The 16467-nt window shown below is 65.3% G+C and carries 14 protein-coding genes; 8 read left to right on the top strand and 6 right to left on the bottom strand.

Annotated elements, in window-relative coordinates:
* The first annotated feature begins 19 nt into the window (after positions 1-19).
* From FFS45_RS21310 to FFS45_RS21300, 3 genes are read left to right on the top strand one after another with little or no spacing between them, the layout of a single operon-like run.
* On the top strand, positions 20-229 hold the full coding sequence (locus FFS45_RS21310) for a DUF1656 domain-containing protein (RefSeq protein WP_137956610.1): 210 nt from the start codon (positions 20-22) through the stop codon (positions 227-229).
* Positions 226-1176: an efflux RND transporter periplasmic adaptor subunit gene (locus tag FFS45_RS21305; protein WP_137956609.1), complete on the top strand. Its 951-nt coding sequence runs from the start codon at positions 226-228 to the stop codon at positions 1174-1176. Before FFS45_RS21310 ends, FFS45_RS21305 begins: the two co-directional genes overlap by 4 nt.
* Positions 1173-2717 carry an efflux transporter outer membrane subunit gene (locus tag FFS45_RS21300; protein ID WP_137956608.1) on the top strand — a complete coding sequence of 515 codons (1545 nt, stop codon included), beginning with the start codon at positions 1173-1175 and terminating at the stop codon, positions 2715-2717. The genes FFS45_RS21305 and FFS45_RS21300 overlap by 4 nt, the downstream gene beginning before the upstream one ends.
* 11 nt (positions 2718-2728) lie before the next feature.
* Here the strand turns inward: FFS45_RS21300 and FFS45_RS21295 are convergent, their stop codons facing one another.
* From FFS45_RS21295 to poxB, 3 genes are all read right to left on the bottom strand, one after another.
* A complete protein-coding gene (locus FFS45_RS21295) occupies positions 2729-3148 on the bottom strand; it encodes a DUF3331 domain-containing protein (protein WP_171029704.1) in 420 nt (139 codons plus the stop codon).
* A 275-nt stretch (positions 3149-3423) separates the two neighbouring features.
* Positions 3424-4245, bottom strand: a complete 822-nt coding sequence (locus FFS45_RS21290; RefSeq protein ID WP_137956606.1) for an alpha/beta hydrolase — start codon at positions 4243-4245, stop codon at positions 3424-3426.
* A 135-nt stretch (positions 4246-4380) separates the two neighbouring features.
* Entirely contained in the window at positions 4381-6102 is a 1722-nt protein-coding gene (gene poxB, locus FFS45_RS21285; protein WP_137956605.1) for a ubiquinone-dependent pyruvate dehydrogenase, read from the bottom strand.
* Positions 6103-6588: 486 nt separating this feature from the next.
* Here poxB and FFS45_RS21280 point away from each other — a divergent pair, with 486 nt between their 5' ends.
* Positions 6589-7548 carry a substrate-binding domain-containing protein gene (locus tag FFS45_RS21280; protein ID WP_137956604.1) on the top strand — a complete coding sequence of 320 codons (960 nt, stop codon included), beginning with the start codon at positions 6589-6591 and terminating at the stop codon, positions 7546-7548.
* Positions 7549-7655: 107 nt separating this feature from the next.
* Here FFS45_RS21280 and FFS45_RS21275 read toward each other — a convergent pair whose 3' ends face one another.
* A complete protein-coding gene (locus tag FFS45_RS21275; RefSeq protein WP_137956603.1) occupies positions 7656-9851 on the bottom strand; it encodes an FUSC family protein in 2196 nt (731 codons plus the stop codon).
* A gap of 389 nt (positions 9852-10240) precedes the next feature.
* Between FFS45_RS21275 and FFS45_RS21270 the strand changes: the two genes are divergently transcribed.
* From FFS45_RS21270 to FFS45_RS21260, 3 genes are read left to right on the top strand one after another with little or no spacing between them, the layout of a single operon-like run.
* Positions 10241-10717, top strand: coding sequence for a sugar dehydrogenase complex small subunit (locus tag FFS45_RS21270; RefSeq protein WP_137956670.1), 477 nt, complete (start codon positions 10241-10243; stop codon positions 10715-10717).
* 1 nt (position 10718) lies between these two features.
* Positions 10719-12329: a GMC family oxidoreductase gene (locus FFS45_RS21265; protein ID WP_137956602.1), complete on the top strand. Its 1611-nt coding sequence runs from the start codon at positions 10719-10721 to the stop codon at positions 12327-12329.
* 1 nt (position 12330) lies between these two features.
* On the top strand, positions 12331-13635 hold the full coding sequence (locus FFS45_RS21260) for a cytochrome c (RefSeq protein WP_137956601.1): 1305 nt from the start codon (positions 12331-12333) through the stop codon (positions 13633-13635).
* Between the two features lie 72 nt (positions 13636-13707).
* Here the strand turns inward: FFS45_RS21260 and FFS45_RS21255 are convergent, their stop codons facing one another.
* Entirely contained in the window at positions 13708-14421 is a 714-nt protein-coding gene (locus FFS45_RS21255) for a class II aldolase/adducin family protein (protein WP_171029703.1), read from the bottom strand.
* Positions 14422-14533: 112 nt separating this feature from the next.
* On the opposite strand from FFS45_RS21255, the gene FFS45_RS21250 reads away from it, so the two are divergent.
* Positions 14534-15484, top strand: a complete 951-nt coding sequence (locus FFS45_RS21250) for a LysR family transcriptional regulator (protein WP_249362874.1) — start codon at positions 14534-14536, stop codon at positions 15482-15484.
* On the opposite strand, the gene FFS45_RS21245 is transcribed toward FFS45_RS21250, so the two are convergent.
* The gene (locus FFS45_RS21245) at positions 15481-16443 is read right to left on the bottom strand and encodes an AraC family transcriptional regulator (protein ID WP_137956598.1); all 963 of its coding nucleotides are present in this window, start codon (positions 16441-16443) and stop codon (positions 15481-15483) included. The two genes, FFS45_RS21250 and FFS45_RS21245, sit on opposite strands and share 4 nt — an antisense overlap.
* Positions 16444-16467: the final 24 nt, after the last annotated feature.

Below are 16467 nucleotides of genomic sequence, written 5' to 3'. Positions count from 1 at the left end.
CACCTCAGCGATTCGGACCATGATCGGCGAGATCGATATCTTCGGCGTGTTCGTGCCGAGCGTGCTCGTGCTGATGTTCGTCGCCTATCTGATCAACCTCGTGCTGCGCAAGCTGCTTGCGGGCATCGGCTTCTATCGCTTCGTCTGGCACCGCGCCATTTTCGACCTCAGCATCTACGTGCTGGTGCTGGGTCTTGTCGCCATCGTCTCGCACCGGCTCATAACGTGAAAAAAACCTGGTTCTCCATCGGTCAGATCGTGCTGACCCTGATCGTCGTCGTGATCGCCGGCTTTGCGCTGTGGAAGCTGGTCGACTACTACATGTATGCGCCGTGGACCCGCGACGGTCACGTACGCGCCGACATCATCCAGGTGGCGCCGGACATCTCGGGCCTCATCACCGAAGTCGACGTGGCCGACAACCAGCAGGTCAGGCAGGGCCAGACGCTGTTCGTGATCGACCAGGCGCGCTACACGCTGGCGCTGCGCCAGGCCGAAGCCACCTTGCAGCAACGCCGCGCCACCCTCGATCAGGCTCGCCGCGAGGACGTGCGCAACCATCAGCTCGGCGATCTGGTGGCGCGCGAGGTGGCGGAAGAAAGCCGCTCGCGCGTCGAGCAGGACGAAGCCGCCCTCGCGGACGCCACGGTGGCGGTCGATACGGCGAAGCTCAACCTGCAGCGCACCAGCATCGTCAGTCCGGTGGACGGCTACCTGAACGACCGCGCGCCGCGCACCGGCGAGTTCGCGGCGGCGGGCCGCGCGGTGGTGTCGGTGGTGGACATGCATTCGTTCCGTGTCGACGGTTACTTCGAGGAAACCAAGCTGGGCGGCATCGACATCGGCCAGGCCGTGGATATCAAGGTGATGGGCGAGCCCAATGTGCTGCGCGGCCACGTGCAGAGCATCGTCGCCGGCATCGAGGACCGCGACCGCAGCGAGGGGGCCAACCTGCTGCCGAACGTGAACCCGGCCTTTAGCTGGGTGCGTCTCGCGCAACGTATTCCGGTGCGTGTCGTGCTCGATGAGATACCGAAGGACTTTCGCATGATCGCGGGGCGCACGGCCACGGTGTCCGTGCGTGGGCTGGCGCCGTCGCTGGGCAAGCGGGAGGCGGCGGATCATACGGTGGCGTCAGGGGTGACGCCGCAGTCTGCAGCGAGCGCCGCACAATGAAGCGGCTGCGCGCACTCCCCGCCCTGCCGCTGGCGCCGCGGCTGCCGCTCGCGTCGCTGCTGCCGCTCGCGCCACTCGCACCACTCGCGCCGCTGCTGCTCGCGCTATGCGCCTGCACCGTCGGCCCGAACTATTCGCTGCCGAAAGCCGCCATGATCAACGCGCCGTTCGCCGACGCGCCGCTGCCCGACGTCGACGGCAGGCACGTCTCGCAGCAGCCGGTGCCGCCGGACTGGTGGCATCTGTACGACGACCCCGTGCTCGAGCAGCTCGTGAGCGAGGCCCTGCAATCGAACACCGATCTGCGCGTGGCTGCGGCGAATCTGGCGCGCTCGCAGGAAGCGCTCGGCGTCGCCCAGGCGCAAGGCGGTTTTTCCGGCAAGAGCTCGGCAGAGTTCGATCGGGCCCAGGAGTCTGCTGAACAATACCTGCTGTTCAGCAAACTGCCAGTGGAATACGAAGGCGATGTCGGCATCAGCATCTCGTACGAGTTCGATCTGTTCGGCAAGCTGCGCCGCGGCGTGGAAGCGGCGAGCGCGGATAGCGAAGCGACTCAGGCAGCCGGCGATCTCGCCCGCATCACCGTGGTGGCGAACGTAGTGCGCGCCTATCTCGAGAACTGCTCGGCGGCGGAGGAACTGGCCATCGCGCAGCAGTCGCTGGCGCTGCAGAAGCAGCGTGTGGACATCTCACGCCGCTTGCGCGATGCCGGGCGCGGCAATCAGCCGGATGTGACGAGCGGCCAGACCCAGGTCGAGTCGCTGACGGCCGATCTTCCGCGCTACACCGCACGCCGCAAGATCGCCCAGTATCAACTGGCCATGCTGCTCGCCCGTGCGCCGTCCGACCTGCCGCCGGCCGTGCTCGCCTGCAACAAGGTGCCGCAGATCAAGCAGGCGCTGCCTGTCGGCGACGGTGCAGCCCTGCTCAGGCGGCGCCCGGACATCCGCGAAGCCGAGCGGCAGCTTGCTGCCTCGAGCGCGCGTATCGGCGTGGCCACCGGGGCGTTGTATCCGACCGTGAGTTTCGGCGCGTCGACGGGGTTGACCGGCATTCTCGAGGATCTCGGCACCTCACCCACCGCGCGCTGGAGCTTCGGACCACTGATCAGTTGGACCTTCCCGACCAATGGCGCACGCGGCCGCGTCCGCGAGGCCCAGGATGCAAGCAGCGCGGCGCTTGCCCACTTCGATGGCGTGGTGCTCAACGCGCTGCGCGAAACCGAGACGAGTCTGGCCACCTACGTCGCCGATTACACGCGCGCCGACGCCTTGCGCGCGGCGCTCAAGTCGGCGACGGCGTCAGCCAGCGAAACGCACCGCCTGTATGTGGGCGGACGGGAGTCGTTTATCTCCGACCTGGATGCAACGCGCACGCTCACGGCGACGCGTGGCCAGGTGGCTGCGGCGGAAGGGCAGGTAGCGATCGATCAGGCCAATCTGTTCCTCGCGCTGGGGGGCGGCTGGGAGACACAGACAGCAGCGCAGGCGCCAACCCCGGCACCCGCGCAGACGCAGTCACAGACCCCGGCGGCGCAATAACCCGCTGCGCGTCAAGCCATCTGCGTGAGCGCAGCGGCGAGTATCATCTCGTGGCTATTGGCGGGGCGGTGCTGCCCTCGCGCGCGCGGCTTGAAGATCGCTGTGCCGCGTTCGATCCGCTGGCCCGTCAGGGCACAATAGCCACCGTGACGCGCACTCACCTGAATCCACACCTGGTCGACGTAGTGACACATGGTGGGATCGCACCATGAAACGAGCGCGGACGTGTCGTCCTGCCGCTCGATCGAGGTGATCTTGCTGCGGCAGTCCGGCAACGGCATGCGCTGATGCGGCTCGCGCGCCCTGCCCGCGAGGCCTTCGGGACGCGCCTCGCAGCCGGCATGCCAGGCATTCTCGTCAGGCGACTGCGCCGCGCCGGCAAGATGCGACAGAAGCGAGACGACCTGATTCCACGGGTTCACTTGTTCCATGTCCTTATGCCTCTCAGATAAGCTCGGGAGATGTGCCGGAACGCTCCGGCGACCCATCGTTCGACGCTAATGCTGACGACGTTTGACGGCACCTGTTATTGTCTGCTTGTGCTTGCTTATGTCGGTTTTTGCCTGGTGTCGGGACAAGGAAGCTCGCGTTGTTCGAAGCGGCGGCATGAGCGCCACCGCACGCAAGCGCCCGGCAGTTTCCTCGCAGGCTCATGCTCATTCTCACGCTCAGGCGAGCGTGAGAATGCCGGACAGTGTGCGTCGCGCTACGACTGCAGGAAGGCGAGCAGATCGGCGTTGACCTTGTCGGCCTCGGTCGTGCACATACCGTGCGAGGCGCCCGGATAGACCTTGAGCGTGGCGTTGCTGATGATCTCCACGGACTTGCGCCCGGAGTTATCGAGCGGCACGATCTGGTCGTCGTCGCCGTGCAGGATCAGCGTCGGCACGTCGATCTTTTCAAGGTCGGGCGTGTAGTCGACCTCCGAAAACTGCTTGATGCACTCGTAGAGTCCGAGAACACCGGCCATCATGCCCTCGCGCCAGAACTCGTCGATTGCGCCTTGCTGGACCTTTGCGTCAGGCCGGTTATAACCGTAGAACGCCAGCGCCAGATCCTTGAAGAACTGCGAGCGCTCATTGGCGGTGCTGGCCCGGATGCCGTCGAAGACCTCCTTCGGCACGCCGCCCGGGTTGGCTTCGGTCTTCAGCATCAGCGGCGGCACCGCGCCGATCAGCACCATCTTCTTCACGCGCTTCGTGCCATGACGGCCTACGTAGTGCGAGATTTCCCCGCCGCCGGTGGAATGGCCCACGAGCGTGGCGCCCTTCAGGTCGAGCGCCTCGATCACGGCGGCCAGGTCGTCCGCGTAAGTGTCCATCTCGTTGCCGAGCGCCGTCTGGCTTGAACGGCCATGGCCGCGGCGGTCATGCGCGATCACGCGGTAGCCCTTTTGCAGCAGAAACAGCATCTGCACATCCCACGCATCCGCATTGAGCGGCCAGCCATGCGAGAACACAACGGGCTCCCCCGTGCCCCAGTCCTTGTAATAGATATGCGCGCCATCTTTAGTCGTAACGAAGCTCATCGAACGTACTCCTGTGTGTGCAAAGGAACGGCCGGCGCCATGCCCGTCGGCACGGCCGGCCGGGTGGGAAATCACAACGGATGCGCAGCACGCATCCGGGCCAACGGCCCTGCTACCTCTATGCCCGCAGCAGACTCAGCGCAGGTTGGTCTTCACCAGCTCCACGATTTCGTCGCCACGGCCGCTCAGGATCGCGCGCAGCATGTACAGGCTGAAACCCTTGGCCTGCGACAGCTCGATGGTGGGCGGCATGGCCAGCTCATGCTTCGAGGTCACCACATCCACGAGCGCCGGTCCGGGATGAGCGAACGCCTCCTTCAGCGCTGCGGCCACACCTTCCGACTCCTCGACGCGCAGGCTGAAGATGCCCGCGCCCTTGGCAATCGCGGCAAAGTCCGTCTTGCTCAGATCGACATTGGTGTCGAGGTAGCCCCCCGCCTTCAGCTCCATTGAAACGAAGCCAAGCAGGCTGTTGTTGAACACCACGACCTTGATCGGCAAATCGAGCTGGCGCGCGCTCAGCAGGTCGCCCAGCAGCATCGACAGGCCGCCGTCGCCGGAGAGCGACACCACCTGCCGCTTTGGATGCGCCGCTTGTGCACCGAGCGCCTGCGGCATCGCGTTGGCCATCGAGCCGTGATTGAACGAGCCGTGCAGTTGCCGCTTGCCGTTCATCGTCAGATAGCGCGCTGCCCACAGGGTGGGCGTGCCGACATCGGCGGTAAAGATCGCGTCCTCGCTCGCCGCCTCGTCGATCATGCGGGCAAGGTACTGCGGATGAATCGGCCGGCCTGGGCCGGCCGGCGTGGCCAGTTCGTCGAGCCCCTTGCGGGCCGACACATAGTGCTTGCGCGCATTGTCGATAAAACGGCGCTCCGTCTTGCGTTGCAGCTTCGGCGCGAGCGCACTGACCGTTTCCTTGACCGTGCCGACCAGACCCAGCGCAAGCGGCGCACGCTTGCCCAGTTGCGAGCCCTTGTGGTCGATCTGCACGACCTTGGCTTCAGGCGGGTAGAACGGCCGGTACGGAAAATCGCAGCCGAGCAGCAGCAGCGTGTCACACGACATCATTGCGTGGTAGCCCGAGCTGAAGCCGATCAGGCCGGTCATGCCGACGTCATACGGATTGTCGTATTCGATGAAGGGTTTGCCGCGCAGCGCGTGGACAATCGGCGCGCCCAGCGTGTCGGCGAGCGCGACAACCTCGTCGTGCGCCCCGGCCACGCCGCTGCCGCACATGATCGTCACCGCCTCCGAACCGTTCAGCAAGGCGGCAAGACGTTCGAGGTCGGCATCCGCCGGCACGATGGTGGACGGCGCGCTGTGGCTCCATTGCGGCGCTTCAGCCGGGCCTTCACTCAGCGCGATATCGCCGGGCAGCACGATCACGGCCACGCCGCGTTCCTCGATGGCGGTACGCATGGCGCGCTGCAGCACGCGCGGGAACTGCGAGGCATTGGAGACCAGCTCGGCGAAGTGGCTGCACTCCTTGAACAGTTCCTGCGGATGGGTCTCCTGAAAGTAGCCGAGACCGATTTCCGTAGACGGAATATGTGCGGCAATGGCGAGCACCGGCTGATGATTGCGATGGCAGTCGAACAGGCCATTGATCAGATGCAGGTTGCCTGGGCCGCAGCTTCCGGCGCAGACCGCGAGCTTGCCGGTGGAGGCCGCGTCGGCGCCCGCTGCGAAGGCGGCGACTTCCTCATGACGCGTATGCATCCAGCGGATCGAGCCGAGCTGGCTCAAGCTGTACGACAGTCCGTTAAGACTGTCGCCAGTCACGCCCCAGATTCGCTCCACGCCTGCGGCAGCGAGGGTCTGAGCGAGATAGTCGGCGATGGTGTGGCGGGCCATGAGCTACTCCTTTACGACAGCGGCGACCGGACCCGCGTACTGCGGTGCGAGCCCGATAGCAGCGGTCTTGTTAGTCAACAGTAAGAGAGAAGAACGGCAATGCTGAACGCACGAGACAAGGAAAAAACAGGCACAGCACAAGGGAAGAAACACGTGAACCTTCAGGTTAGGTCGATTCGCCTTAAAAGTCCTTAAAAGTCTCAGTAGCGACACGAATTCTGCGAATCAAACACCTTGCCACGCGGCGCACGCGTTTCGCCGTGCAGGAGATAGACCGCCCGTGCCGCCGCATCGTTCACTATCCGTGAATAACATGCCCGTGTGACCGCGGCGTTGCGGCCGCGCCGCGAGCGCCGTGCAGCTTGCGCATGCCATCGCGCAACCAGTGCGATAAGCCGCGTATCGAGGTTTTGCCGGAGAGGCTCGCGCCGCGTCAGGCTGTATCATTCCTGTGCGCTAACCATCGCGCACAAGAAAAGGAAGCCAATGGTACAGAAGACACGCCGGCGCGTGCTCGTGGCCGGTGTGCTCGCAGCGGCCGGCCTGACAGTTTCGAAGATGACCGGGGCGGCGCCCACGGGCAAGACGATCGCCCTCGTGCTGAAGTCGCTCGCTGACCCGTTCGCGGTCGCCATGACGAGCGCCGCACAAAACTATCAGAGACATTTTGCCTCGCAGTTCGACCTGAACGTGCTCGGCACCAGCACCGAGCTCGACACGCCCAGCCAGATCCGCATGGTCGAGACGCTGATCGCCGCGCGCACGAACGCCATCGTGCTCGCCCCGACCGATTCGAAAGCACTCGTGCCGGTGGTGGCGCGCGCCATCGGTGCGGGCGTCATCGTGATCACCATCGACAATCCGCTCGACGAGGCAACCCTCGATGCGGCCCACCTCACCGTGCCGTTTGTCGGCCCGGACAATCGCAAGGGCGCGGTGATGGTGGCGAATTACGTCGCCAGCAAACTGACGCGCGGTGACGAGGTCGGCATCATAGAAGGCGTCACCAGCGACAGCAATGCGCAGCAGCGCAACGAGGGCTTCCGCAGTGCGATGAGTGCGGCGGGCATGAAGATTGTCGCGGCGACGCCGGGCGACTGGGTCTACAGCAAGGGCAAGGCCGCGGCAGCGGCAATGCTCGCGCAGCATCCGCGGCTGCGCGCGCTGCTATGCGCGAACGACAACATGGCGACGGGCGCCGTCGACGCGGTCCGCATTGCGCGAAGAACCGGCCATGTGTACATCACGGGTTATAACAACGACGCGGATATCAAGCCGCTGCTCGATACCGGCCGGATGCTCGCCACGGTGGATCAATTCGCGGCGCGCCAAGCCGTGTTCGGTGTGGATGTCGCGCTCAAGGCGCTCACGGAAATGACCCGGCAGCAGGATCTCTCGCCGTTCATCGAAACCCCGCTGCAACTGGTGACGGGAGCGGGTGGCTGAGCGCGCCGCCGGGACGACTGCGACGTAACTTCAGCGCAACTTCAACGCAACTTCAACGCAACTTCAACGCAACTTCAGCGCAACTTCGACGCAAAGTCAGCGCAACCTCACGACAGCACCGGTTTGACGGCGCCCTCCTCGAGGCCACTGGCTTTCTCCACCAGCAGGCGGCGCAGATGCGAGACCTGATTGACCGCGTCGGCTTCGACCAGTGACAGGTGCTGACGGGAAAACGTCTCATGCGGCGCCCCCTGCCGCCCGCTGCGCAGGTGCGCGTCGAGCTCCTTGCTGACCGCTGCAATCCATTCGATCAGCGCAGCGTCCGCCCTTGTCTTGTGGGCGGCGAGCCGCATGCGGGTCGCCGTGCCGGCCACGCGCCGCAGCAGCGCGAGCGCGGTGATGGCGGCGCGGTCGGCCAGCGAACTCTCCAGCTTCTCCAGTCGCAGCCGGTTAAACGCCTCCTCGGCGTTGTTGCTTGCCAGGCCGGCGGCGCGGCGCAGCCGCTCCACTTCGGTGTCCTCGCCGCCGGCGTGTTGCAGCGAGCCCATCAGATAGTCGAGGTTTGCCGCCACCGCATCGGCCAGCCGGGTGCGGAAATCGACCGGTTCGCGGCTCGGCCAGAGCAGGAAGGTGGCCAGCAACGCAATCGCGCAGCCGAGCACGTTATTGCCGAGCCGGGTGAACGCGTAACCCCACTGGGTCGCGGCGGGCGCGGCGAAGTCCGCGACCAGCACGAAGCTTGGCGTCAGGAACAGCACGAACAGGCTGTAGCTCACCGTGCGCAGCGCCATGGTGGCGCATACCAGCGGAAACACCACGAGCGAGATGCCGAGCGGCGAATGGATGGCGACGCCGATCGCGGCCGCCAGCAGCCCCCCGGCGATACTTCCCGCGGCCCGCTCGATACTGCGTGGCCAAGTGCCGGCAATCGAGGGTTGCAGGATCAGCAGGGTCGCCATGGTGGCCCAGTAGCCGAACGGCACATGCAGGGTCCGCACGATCATGAAGCCCGCCGTCACGGCCACGCCGACGCGGGCGGCATGGCGCAGCCCGATCGACTCGAGCGACGCGTTGGCCTTGAGCGTCATCCAGGCGCGCGCCACGTTATCGAGTGCGGCGTCGAACCAGCCGAGCTCACGCCGCGTCGGCGGCTCGATGTCGAGCGGACCCGCGTGAAGCTTGAGCGACAACGGCTCGCCGAGCGCCGTTTCCAGCGCCCCCGCCAGCTTCTGCAAGCGGCGCTGCAACGCGGCCGATGTGGCCCGCGGCTGGCCGCCGCGCGGGTGGTCCGCATCGCCCGCCTTGCCTGTTTGCGGCGCGGGCCTCGCGCCCGGATCTTCGCTGACGGCGCGGCCGATCCGCAGCAGCACCTCGGCGAGCGCCGAGAGGACACGCGCCGCCCGCTGCGGCTCGCGCAGGTTGTGATGGCCGCGCTCGCAGGCGTCGGTGACGGCGATCAGATAGGCAAACAGGCGCTCGGTGTCGGCCAGCGCCAGCAGCAGGTTCTCGTAGCTCTCGCGCTTGTCGACCCGCGAGTTCGGCACCTTGGCCAGCACCTTGCGGGCCGTCTCCAGCGCAGCGCGCGCCTGGCCGCGATAGGTTGCCGCATGACGCGCCCACAGGCCGAAGTCGGCGCGCTCGCGGCGCAACAGCCGCGCGCTGTCGAGCGCAATATCGGCAAGCCGTCCGTAGACGGCGCGCAGGGCCATGCGGCTCGGGCCAAACGGATGGATGCGCCAGACGGTCAGACTGAGCACCACCGCAAACAGGCAACCCGACAGGTAGATGGCAAGGAACAGCAGGCCGCCGCGCACGCTATGCATCGGCCTGTCGACCGTCACCACGCAGGCGGTCGCCGCCAGAATCCCCACTTGCGAAGCCGCCGCGCCCCACACGCGGGCAAACGCGCCAGCCGTCGCGAACACCAGGATCGCAATGGTCGCGGCCAGCGTCCCGGCGCCCGAGGCGAACGAGGTGAGGCCGCCGCAGAGCGTGGAGAGCAGCGCAAAGCTCAGCATCGAAGCGAAGCGCATGCGGTTGGTCCCCGCCGCATCGGCGAGGCAGGTCCAGAACGCGCCGATTGCCGCCCACGCAAACATCGGGTTGTGCAGCAGGTTGCCGAGCAGCAGCATCGCCGTGGACGCGCAGGCCGCCCGCAGCCCCTCGGAAAGATTCGTCTCGTCGACCGCGAACGACACCATCCACACCGGGCGGCGGCGCGCCAGGGTGTCGGCGAATGCATGCAGGGTGTTCAGGCGGCGGTTGCCCGCGTGTTTTGCCTTGCGCTGGAAATGACCAAACATTGAGCCTTGGCGATGAAAACTGGGTTGGACCGGGGCTTCGATCGCGGCGGTGGAAAAACTGAAAACGATTCCACCTGCGATCTTTGCAGAATTCAAGATAATACGGGTTAACCCTGAAAACAAATATGAGTTCGCTTCATGCCGAAGATGCCTTTTGCCCATCGCTGCCGATTGCCGAAGCCCGCTATCCATTGTGCGCCCGCCCTGTGCGCGTTGTGCAGGCTGGACGCTGCCGCTAAAACTCATGCCCTGCCGCGTTCATGGCGAACTGGAACCGGTTCCATTTATAATCAGCCCGCAAACACCCCACAACGGCCTTACGTCGAGAACAAAAGAGGAACGTCAAATTGAACCGAGATGACTCGCACGGCGACCCTGCCGCGAGCGCCGTGCGCTCCGAGGCGCCGCTAGCATCGGCCGGCCGCCGCCAGTGGCTGCAGGGCGCGCTCGCGTTGAGCGTGGCCGGGCTGACCGGCTCGCTGACCCTGCGGGCGCTGGCCGATAGCAGCACAGCCGCTCCGCTCGATGCATTCATGACCCTGTCGCAGGCGCTGACGGCCAGGTCCGGGCTCGATCGCGAAGTCGGCGCGCGCCTGCTCGCCGCGCTGCAAAAGTCCGCCCCCGACCTGGCCTCGCGCCTGCCGCAACTGGCGGGAGCGCTCGCCGCCGGGTCGCCCGGCCCGCGCGACCAGACGCTCGCGCTGCGCATCATGGAAGGCTGGTATCTGGGCACCGTCGATAACGTCGTGGTGACCTACGAAGAAGCGCTGATGTATCGCGTCGTATCCGACACGCTGATCATCCGTTCGTACTGCCCCAACAAGCCCGGCTTCTGGGCCGCCAAACCTCTAGAAAAACAATCCTGACATGGCCGATACCCTGCAAGCCGACGTCGTCGTAGTAGGCTCGGGCGTGGCGGGCGCGATCGTCGCGCACCAGCTCGCCCTCGCCGGCAAATCCGTGATCCTGCTCGAAGCGGGGCCGCGCATGCCACGCTGGCAGATCGTCGAGCGCTTTCGCAACCAGCCCGACAAGTCCGATAACTCCGCGCCGTATCCGTCGAGCGCGTGGGCGCCGCATCCCGAGTACGGCCCGCCCAACAACTATCTGATCCTGAAGGGCGAGCACAAATTCAACTCGCAATACATCCGCGCGGTGGGCGGCACGACGTGGCACTGGGCCGCGTCGGCGTGGCGCTTCATGCCGAACGACTTCAAGATGAAGACCGTCTACGGCGTAGGCCGCGACTGGCCGCTGCAGTACGATGATCTTGAGCACTACTATCAACGTGCCGAAGAAGAGCTGGGCGTGTGGGGTCCGTCCGATGAAGAACTCGGCTCGCCGCGCAGCCAGCCCTACCCGATGCAGCCGCTGCCGCTCTCGTACAACGAAGCGACCATCAAGAGCGCGCTCAACGGCTACGATCCGAAGTTTCATGTGGTGACCGAACCGGTGGCGCGCAACAGCCGTCCGTATGACGGGCGCCCCACCTGCTGCGGCAACAACAACTGCATGCCGATCTGTCCGATCGGTGCGATGTACAACGGTATCGTGCACGTCGAAAAGGCCGAGCAGGCCGGCGCGAAGCTGATCGACAACGCGGTTGTCTACAAGCTCGAAGCGGGCCCGCAAAAGCAGATCACGGCTGCCCTGTACAAGGACCCGCAAGGCAACGAGCATCGCGTCGAGGGCAAGTACTTCGTGCTCGCGGCGAACGGCATTGAAACGCCGAAGATCATGCTGATGTCGACAAGCCACGACTTCCCGAACGGCGTAGGCAACAGCTCCGACATGGTGGGCCGCAACCTGATGGACCACCCCGGCACGGGCGTCACGTTCTATGCGAACGAGAAGCTGTGGCCCGGCCGCGGTCCGCAGGAAATGACCTCGCTGATCGGCTTTCGCGATGGTCCATTCCGCGCCACCGAAGCCGCCAAGAAAATCCACCTGTCGAACCTGTCTCGCGTCGACCAGGAAACGCAGAAGATTTTTGCCGAAGGCAAGGTGCTCAAGCCCGCCGAGCTCGATGCGCGGATTCGCGACCAGTCGGCGCGTTTTGTGGAGTTCGACTGCTTCCACGAAATCCTGCCCGCGCCGGAAAACCGCATTGTGCCGAGCAGGACGGAGACCGACGCAATCGGCATTCCTCGCCCCGAAATCACCTACCGTATCGACGACTACGTGAAGCGCGGCGCTGCGCACACACGCGAGGTCTACGCGACGGCGGCCAAGGTGCTGGGTGGCACGAACGTGCACTTCCAGGACGAGTTCGCGCCGAACAATCACATCACCGGCGCGACCATCATGGGCAGCGACCCGCGCGATTCGGTGGTCGACAAGGATTGCCGCACCTTCGACCATCCGAACCTGTTCATTTCCAGCAGCGCGACCATGCCGACGGTGGGCACGGTCAACGTGACGCTGACCATCGCGGCGCTCGCGCTGCGCATGGCGGACCAGTTGAAGAAGGAAGTTTGACATGCTGAAGAAAACCTTTTTCACGCTGATGGCAACCGCGCTGGCCGCCGCGCTGGCCCTGCCCTCGTTCGCCCGCGCCGATGCGGCGGATTCCGCCAATAGCGCCGCCGGCAACGCTGCGCTGATCAAGCAGGGCGAGTATCTGGCGGTAGCCGGCGATTGCATGGCCTGCCATAGCACCGTCAAGGGAAAGCCGTTTGCGGGCGGCCTGCCGCTGAAGGTGCCGATGCTCGGCACGATCTATTCGAGCAATATCACGCCGGATGCACAAACGGGCATTGGCACGTGGACGCTCGAAGACTTTGACCGCGCGGTACGCAAAGGCGTCGCCAGGGACGGACACAACCTGTATCCGGCGATGCCGTACGTGTCGTACGCGAAGATCAGCGATGACGACGTGAAGGCACTGTATGCGTACTTCAGATTTGGCGTCGCGCCTGTCAATCAAGCGCAGCGTCAGAGCGATATTCCGTGGCCGCTCAACATGCGTTGGCCGCTCACGGTATGGAACTGGGTGTTCCTGAAGGAAGGCGCGTATCAGGCCAAGCCGAGCCAGAGCGTTGCATGGAATCGCGGCGCGTATCTGGTACAGGGGCTCGCCCATTGCAGCACCTGCCATACCCCGCGCGGTTTCGGCATGCAGGAAAAGGCGCTCGATGAAACCGGCAGCGGCTTCCTGAGCGGTTCGGTGCTGGCGGGCTGGGACGGCTACAACATCACGTCGGACCCGAACAGCGGGATCGGCTCGTGGAGTCAGGCGCAACTGGTGCAGTACCTGCAGACCGGCAGCGTGCCGGGCCTCGCGCAAGCGGCCGGGCCAATGGGCGAAGCGGTACAGCACAGCTTCTCGCACATGAGCGATGCGGATATCGACGCGATTGCGACGTATATCCGCACGGTGCCCGCGGTCAGCGACGGCGCCGCACGCTCGCGCTCCGCCTGGGGCACCCCGGCAACCGACGTGACGCGCCTGCGCGGCGTCGCATTGAGCGAAGCGCTCGATCCGGCACGCCTCTATCTGGGCAACTGCGCGACCTGTCACCAGGCGCATGGCCAGGGCACGCCCGACGGGTACTATCCGCCGCTGTTCCATAACTCGACGGTCGGCGCGTCCAACCCCGGCAATCTCGCGCAGGTCATTCTGCACGGCGTGCATCGCAAGGCAGGCGGTAACGATGTCGGCATGCCCGCGTTCGCCACCGAGCTCTCCGATGCGCAGATCGCCGCGCTCACCAACTACGTGACGAAGCAGTTCGGCAATCCGGCAGCGACGGTGAACGCCAACGACGTGGCCAAGCTACGGTAAGCGATTGCGCAAGGAACGCCTGAGCTCTTCGCGTTGCGGGGCAGCGGTCGCTGCCCCGCCTGCTCATGGCGCTCACCCTGCAAGATCGGCGACGGCGAGCCGGCGTTGATAGAACGCCCAGAAGTTGGCCACTAACGGCTCATCGAGGATCTGCCCGAGCTTGGCTTCGAGCTCGGCGCGCGGGGTCGAGTGGTAAGGCTGCGACGTGGAAAGCAGCGTCAATTGAGAGCAGCACGCCCGCTCCAGAAACAGCCCCATCAGGACACATTGCGCAACCGAAGCTCCAACGTAGCTGATGCCATGATTGCGCATCAGCACCGTCGAGGCAGCGCCCAGCGCGGCGGCAAGTCCCGCTCCCAATGCCGGTGCATCGATCAACCCCGTGGTCATATCGAATCGTCCAGGCGGCCCGCCCAGGTAGGCCGCTTCATTCGTGACCGGCTCGAGCGCAACGTCCAGCGCTGAAAACAGCGTGGCATGGAACGGATGGCTATGCCCGCACACCACCACGTCCGGCCGCGCTTTCATGATCTCCGTGTGGATCGGCCACTCCTTATGGATGCGGCCCTCGCCGGCGAGGCGCCGGCCGTTCCAGTCGAGCAGCACGAAATCGGCTGGCCCGCGCACTTCCGCGAGTGCGATACCCGAGCGCTTGAGCCACACGCCGCGCCCCGCCGGGTCGCGATAGGCCAGATGCCCGAGTGTCAGGTCAGCGTGGCCTTCCATATGCAGGACCCGGCATCCCACAGCGAGTTCGTGAAGTTGAGTTTCAATCGATTCATTCAAGACGGATTCCCTCGGATGTTGCGTCGCGAATTCGACGCACACCCAGCTTAGGTCCGCCCACGGCAGAGCCGTTAGCGCGTTGCGTGCACTCCGTACTTGCAGCAAACGCAACATGCCCCCATGCCATAATCTGCGCAACACGGCGACCCTCCCTGAACCCATGGCCACGCGCGACCTGAATCTGCTGCTGGCGCTCGATGTCCTGCTGCATGAGTCGAGCGTCACCGCGGCCGCCGAGCGTCTGCACCTGAGCCCCTCGGCCATGAGCCGCACGCTCACGCGCCTGCGCACGCTACTGGACGACCCGATCCTCGTGCGCGCCGGACAGACAATGGTGCCGACGCCGCGCGCCGCCGAGCTGCGCGAACGGGTTCGCCAACTGGTCGAAGAGGTCGATGCCGTGCTCGGCGAAGCCGTGCCGCTCGACCTGGGCACCCTGGCGCGCACCTTCACGATCCGCGCCAACGAGGGCTTTATCGAGGCGTTCGGTGCACAACTGCTGCAGGCCGTACTCGCAGCCGCGCCACACGTGAAGCTATATTTCGCACCGAAGGCCGGTAAGGATGTCACGGCGCTGCGCGAAAACCAGATCGACCTGGAAATCGGCGTGATGGGATACAACGCCCCCGAGCTACGCGTACAGACGCTGTTTCGCGACCGTTTTGTCGGCGTGGTGCGTCACGCTCACCCGCTGGCATCCGGGGCGCTCAGCAGCGAACGCTATGCCTCGTTCCGGCATATCAGCGTGTCGCGGCGGGGATTGTCGAACGGGCCGATCGATGCCGCGCTGCAAGCGCAGGGGCTGACCCGCGAGGTGGTCGCCATCGTGCCGAGCTTTCCAGCCGCATTGGCGATGAGCCGCGTGACCGACCTTGTCGCCAACGTGCCGGAACGTCAGACCGAGCGGGCCCGCGAGGGCATGTTCACGTTTGCACTGCCGGTGCCGACCGAACCGGTGGTGGTGGCGCAGATGTGGCATCCGCGTTCCGAGCGCGATCCGGCGCACCGCTGGCTGAGAAGTTGCATCAAACAGGCATTCGACCAGGATGCGGCGTTACGTTAACTCAGCTTGCGCACCGGCAGCGCCAGATCGAAGCGCTGTCTCTGTCCCAGGTTGTCCCACGGCGGCTCACGATAGAGTTCGTAAGCCTTGACGACTTCGTTGACAAACTGATTGGCGGCGCCCACCAGCCACGTCACGCTCAGCACCCGGTAGCTCGCAAAAATCTCCTGATACGGCGCGTGGTGTTCGAGCATGGCATAGGCGCCGGCGGGAACCTTGAGCGCGGTCAACGGTGCGCCTTTGAGATCGAAGCCGGTGTCGACAATCGCGCAATCGTAGCGAATCAATTCGTTCGGCGTGATCTCCGGGCTGTCGTGCGCAATGCCTACGGCCTGCAGCCTGGCAAGCGGCAAACCGGCCTCGCGAAGCACCATGGCAAAGCGCTTCCAGTGCGCCTCGATATTCGCATAAGGCCCATAAAAACGCGCCGCCAGCAATGGTAAGGACTTCAATGGGGTGACGCGCACACTCTGCGCACGGGCCTGATCCTGCGGCTGCGGCTGGCTCGACGCGCGCCGCGAGAACACCCGGTATTGCGTGGGCACCAGACCAAACTGGCGATGGAACGCCCGCACGAATGCTTCGTGACTCGAATAACCGGCCGCGAAGGCGAGCTCGATCACCTGCAGATCGTTGTTCCAGAGGCTCACGGCGGCCTCGTCGAGCCTCACGCGGCGCAGATAGACGGCGGGGCTCTCGCCCATCACGTCCTTGAAATAGCGCTGAAAATGGAATGGACTGAGGCCGACGTGTTCGGCCACGTCCTTCAGTTGCACCGGGCCCTGCTCCATGAAACGGATGGCCCGCGCGATGCGCAGGTCGTCCAGCATCGGCGGCAGCGGCTTGCGCGCCGTGGGAACATGACGCGACCCGGCCGGCGGCCGGACATGCAGCAAGCTCGTTTCGCTTTCGATCAAGGCTTGCGCCTCGCCGTACACGCTCACATCGTTGTCGCTCATCGGCCCGGCTCCGGACGCAGGGGT

Source organism: Burkholderia sp. 4M9327F10, from assembly GCF_005503145.1.
GTDB lineage: Bacteria > Pseudomonadota > Gammaproteobacteria > Burkholderiales > Burkholderiaceae > Paraburkholderia.
This window is presented reverse-complemented; position numbering and strand designations above follow the sequence as displayed.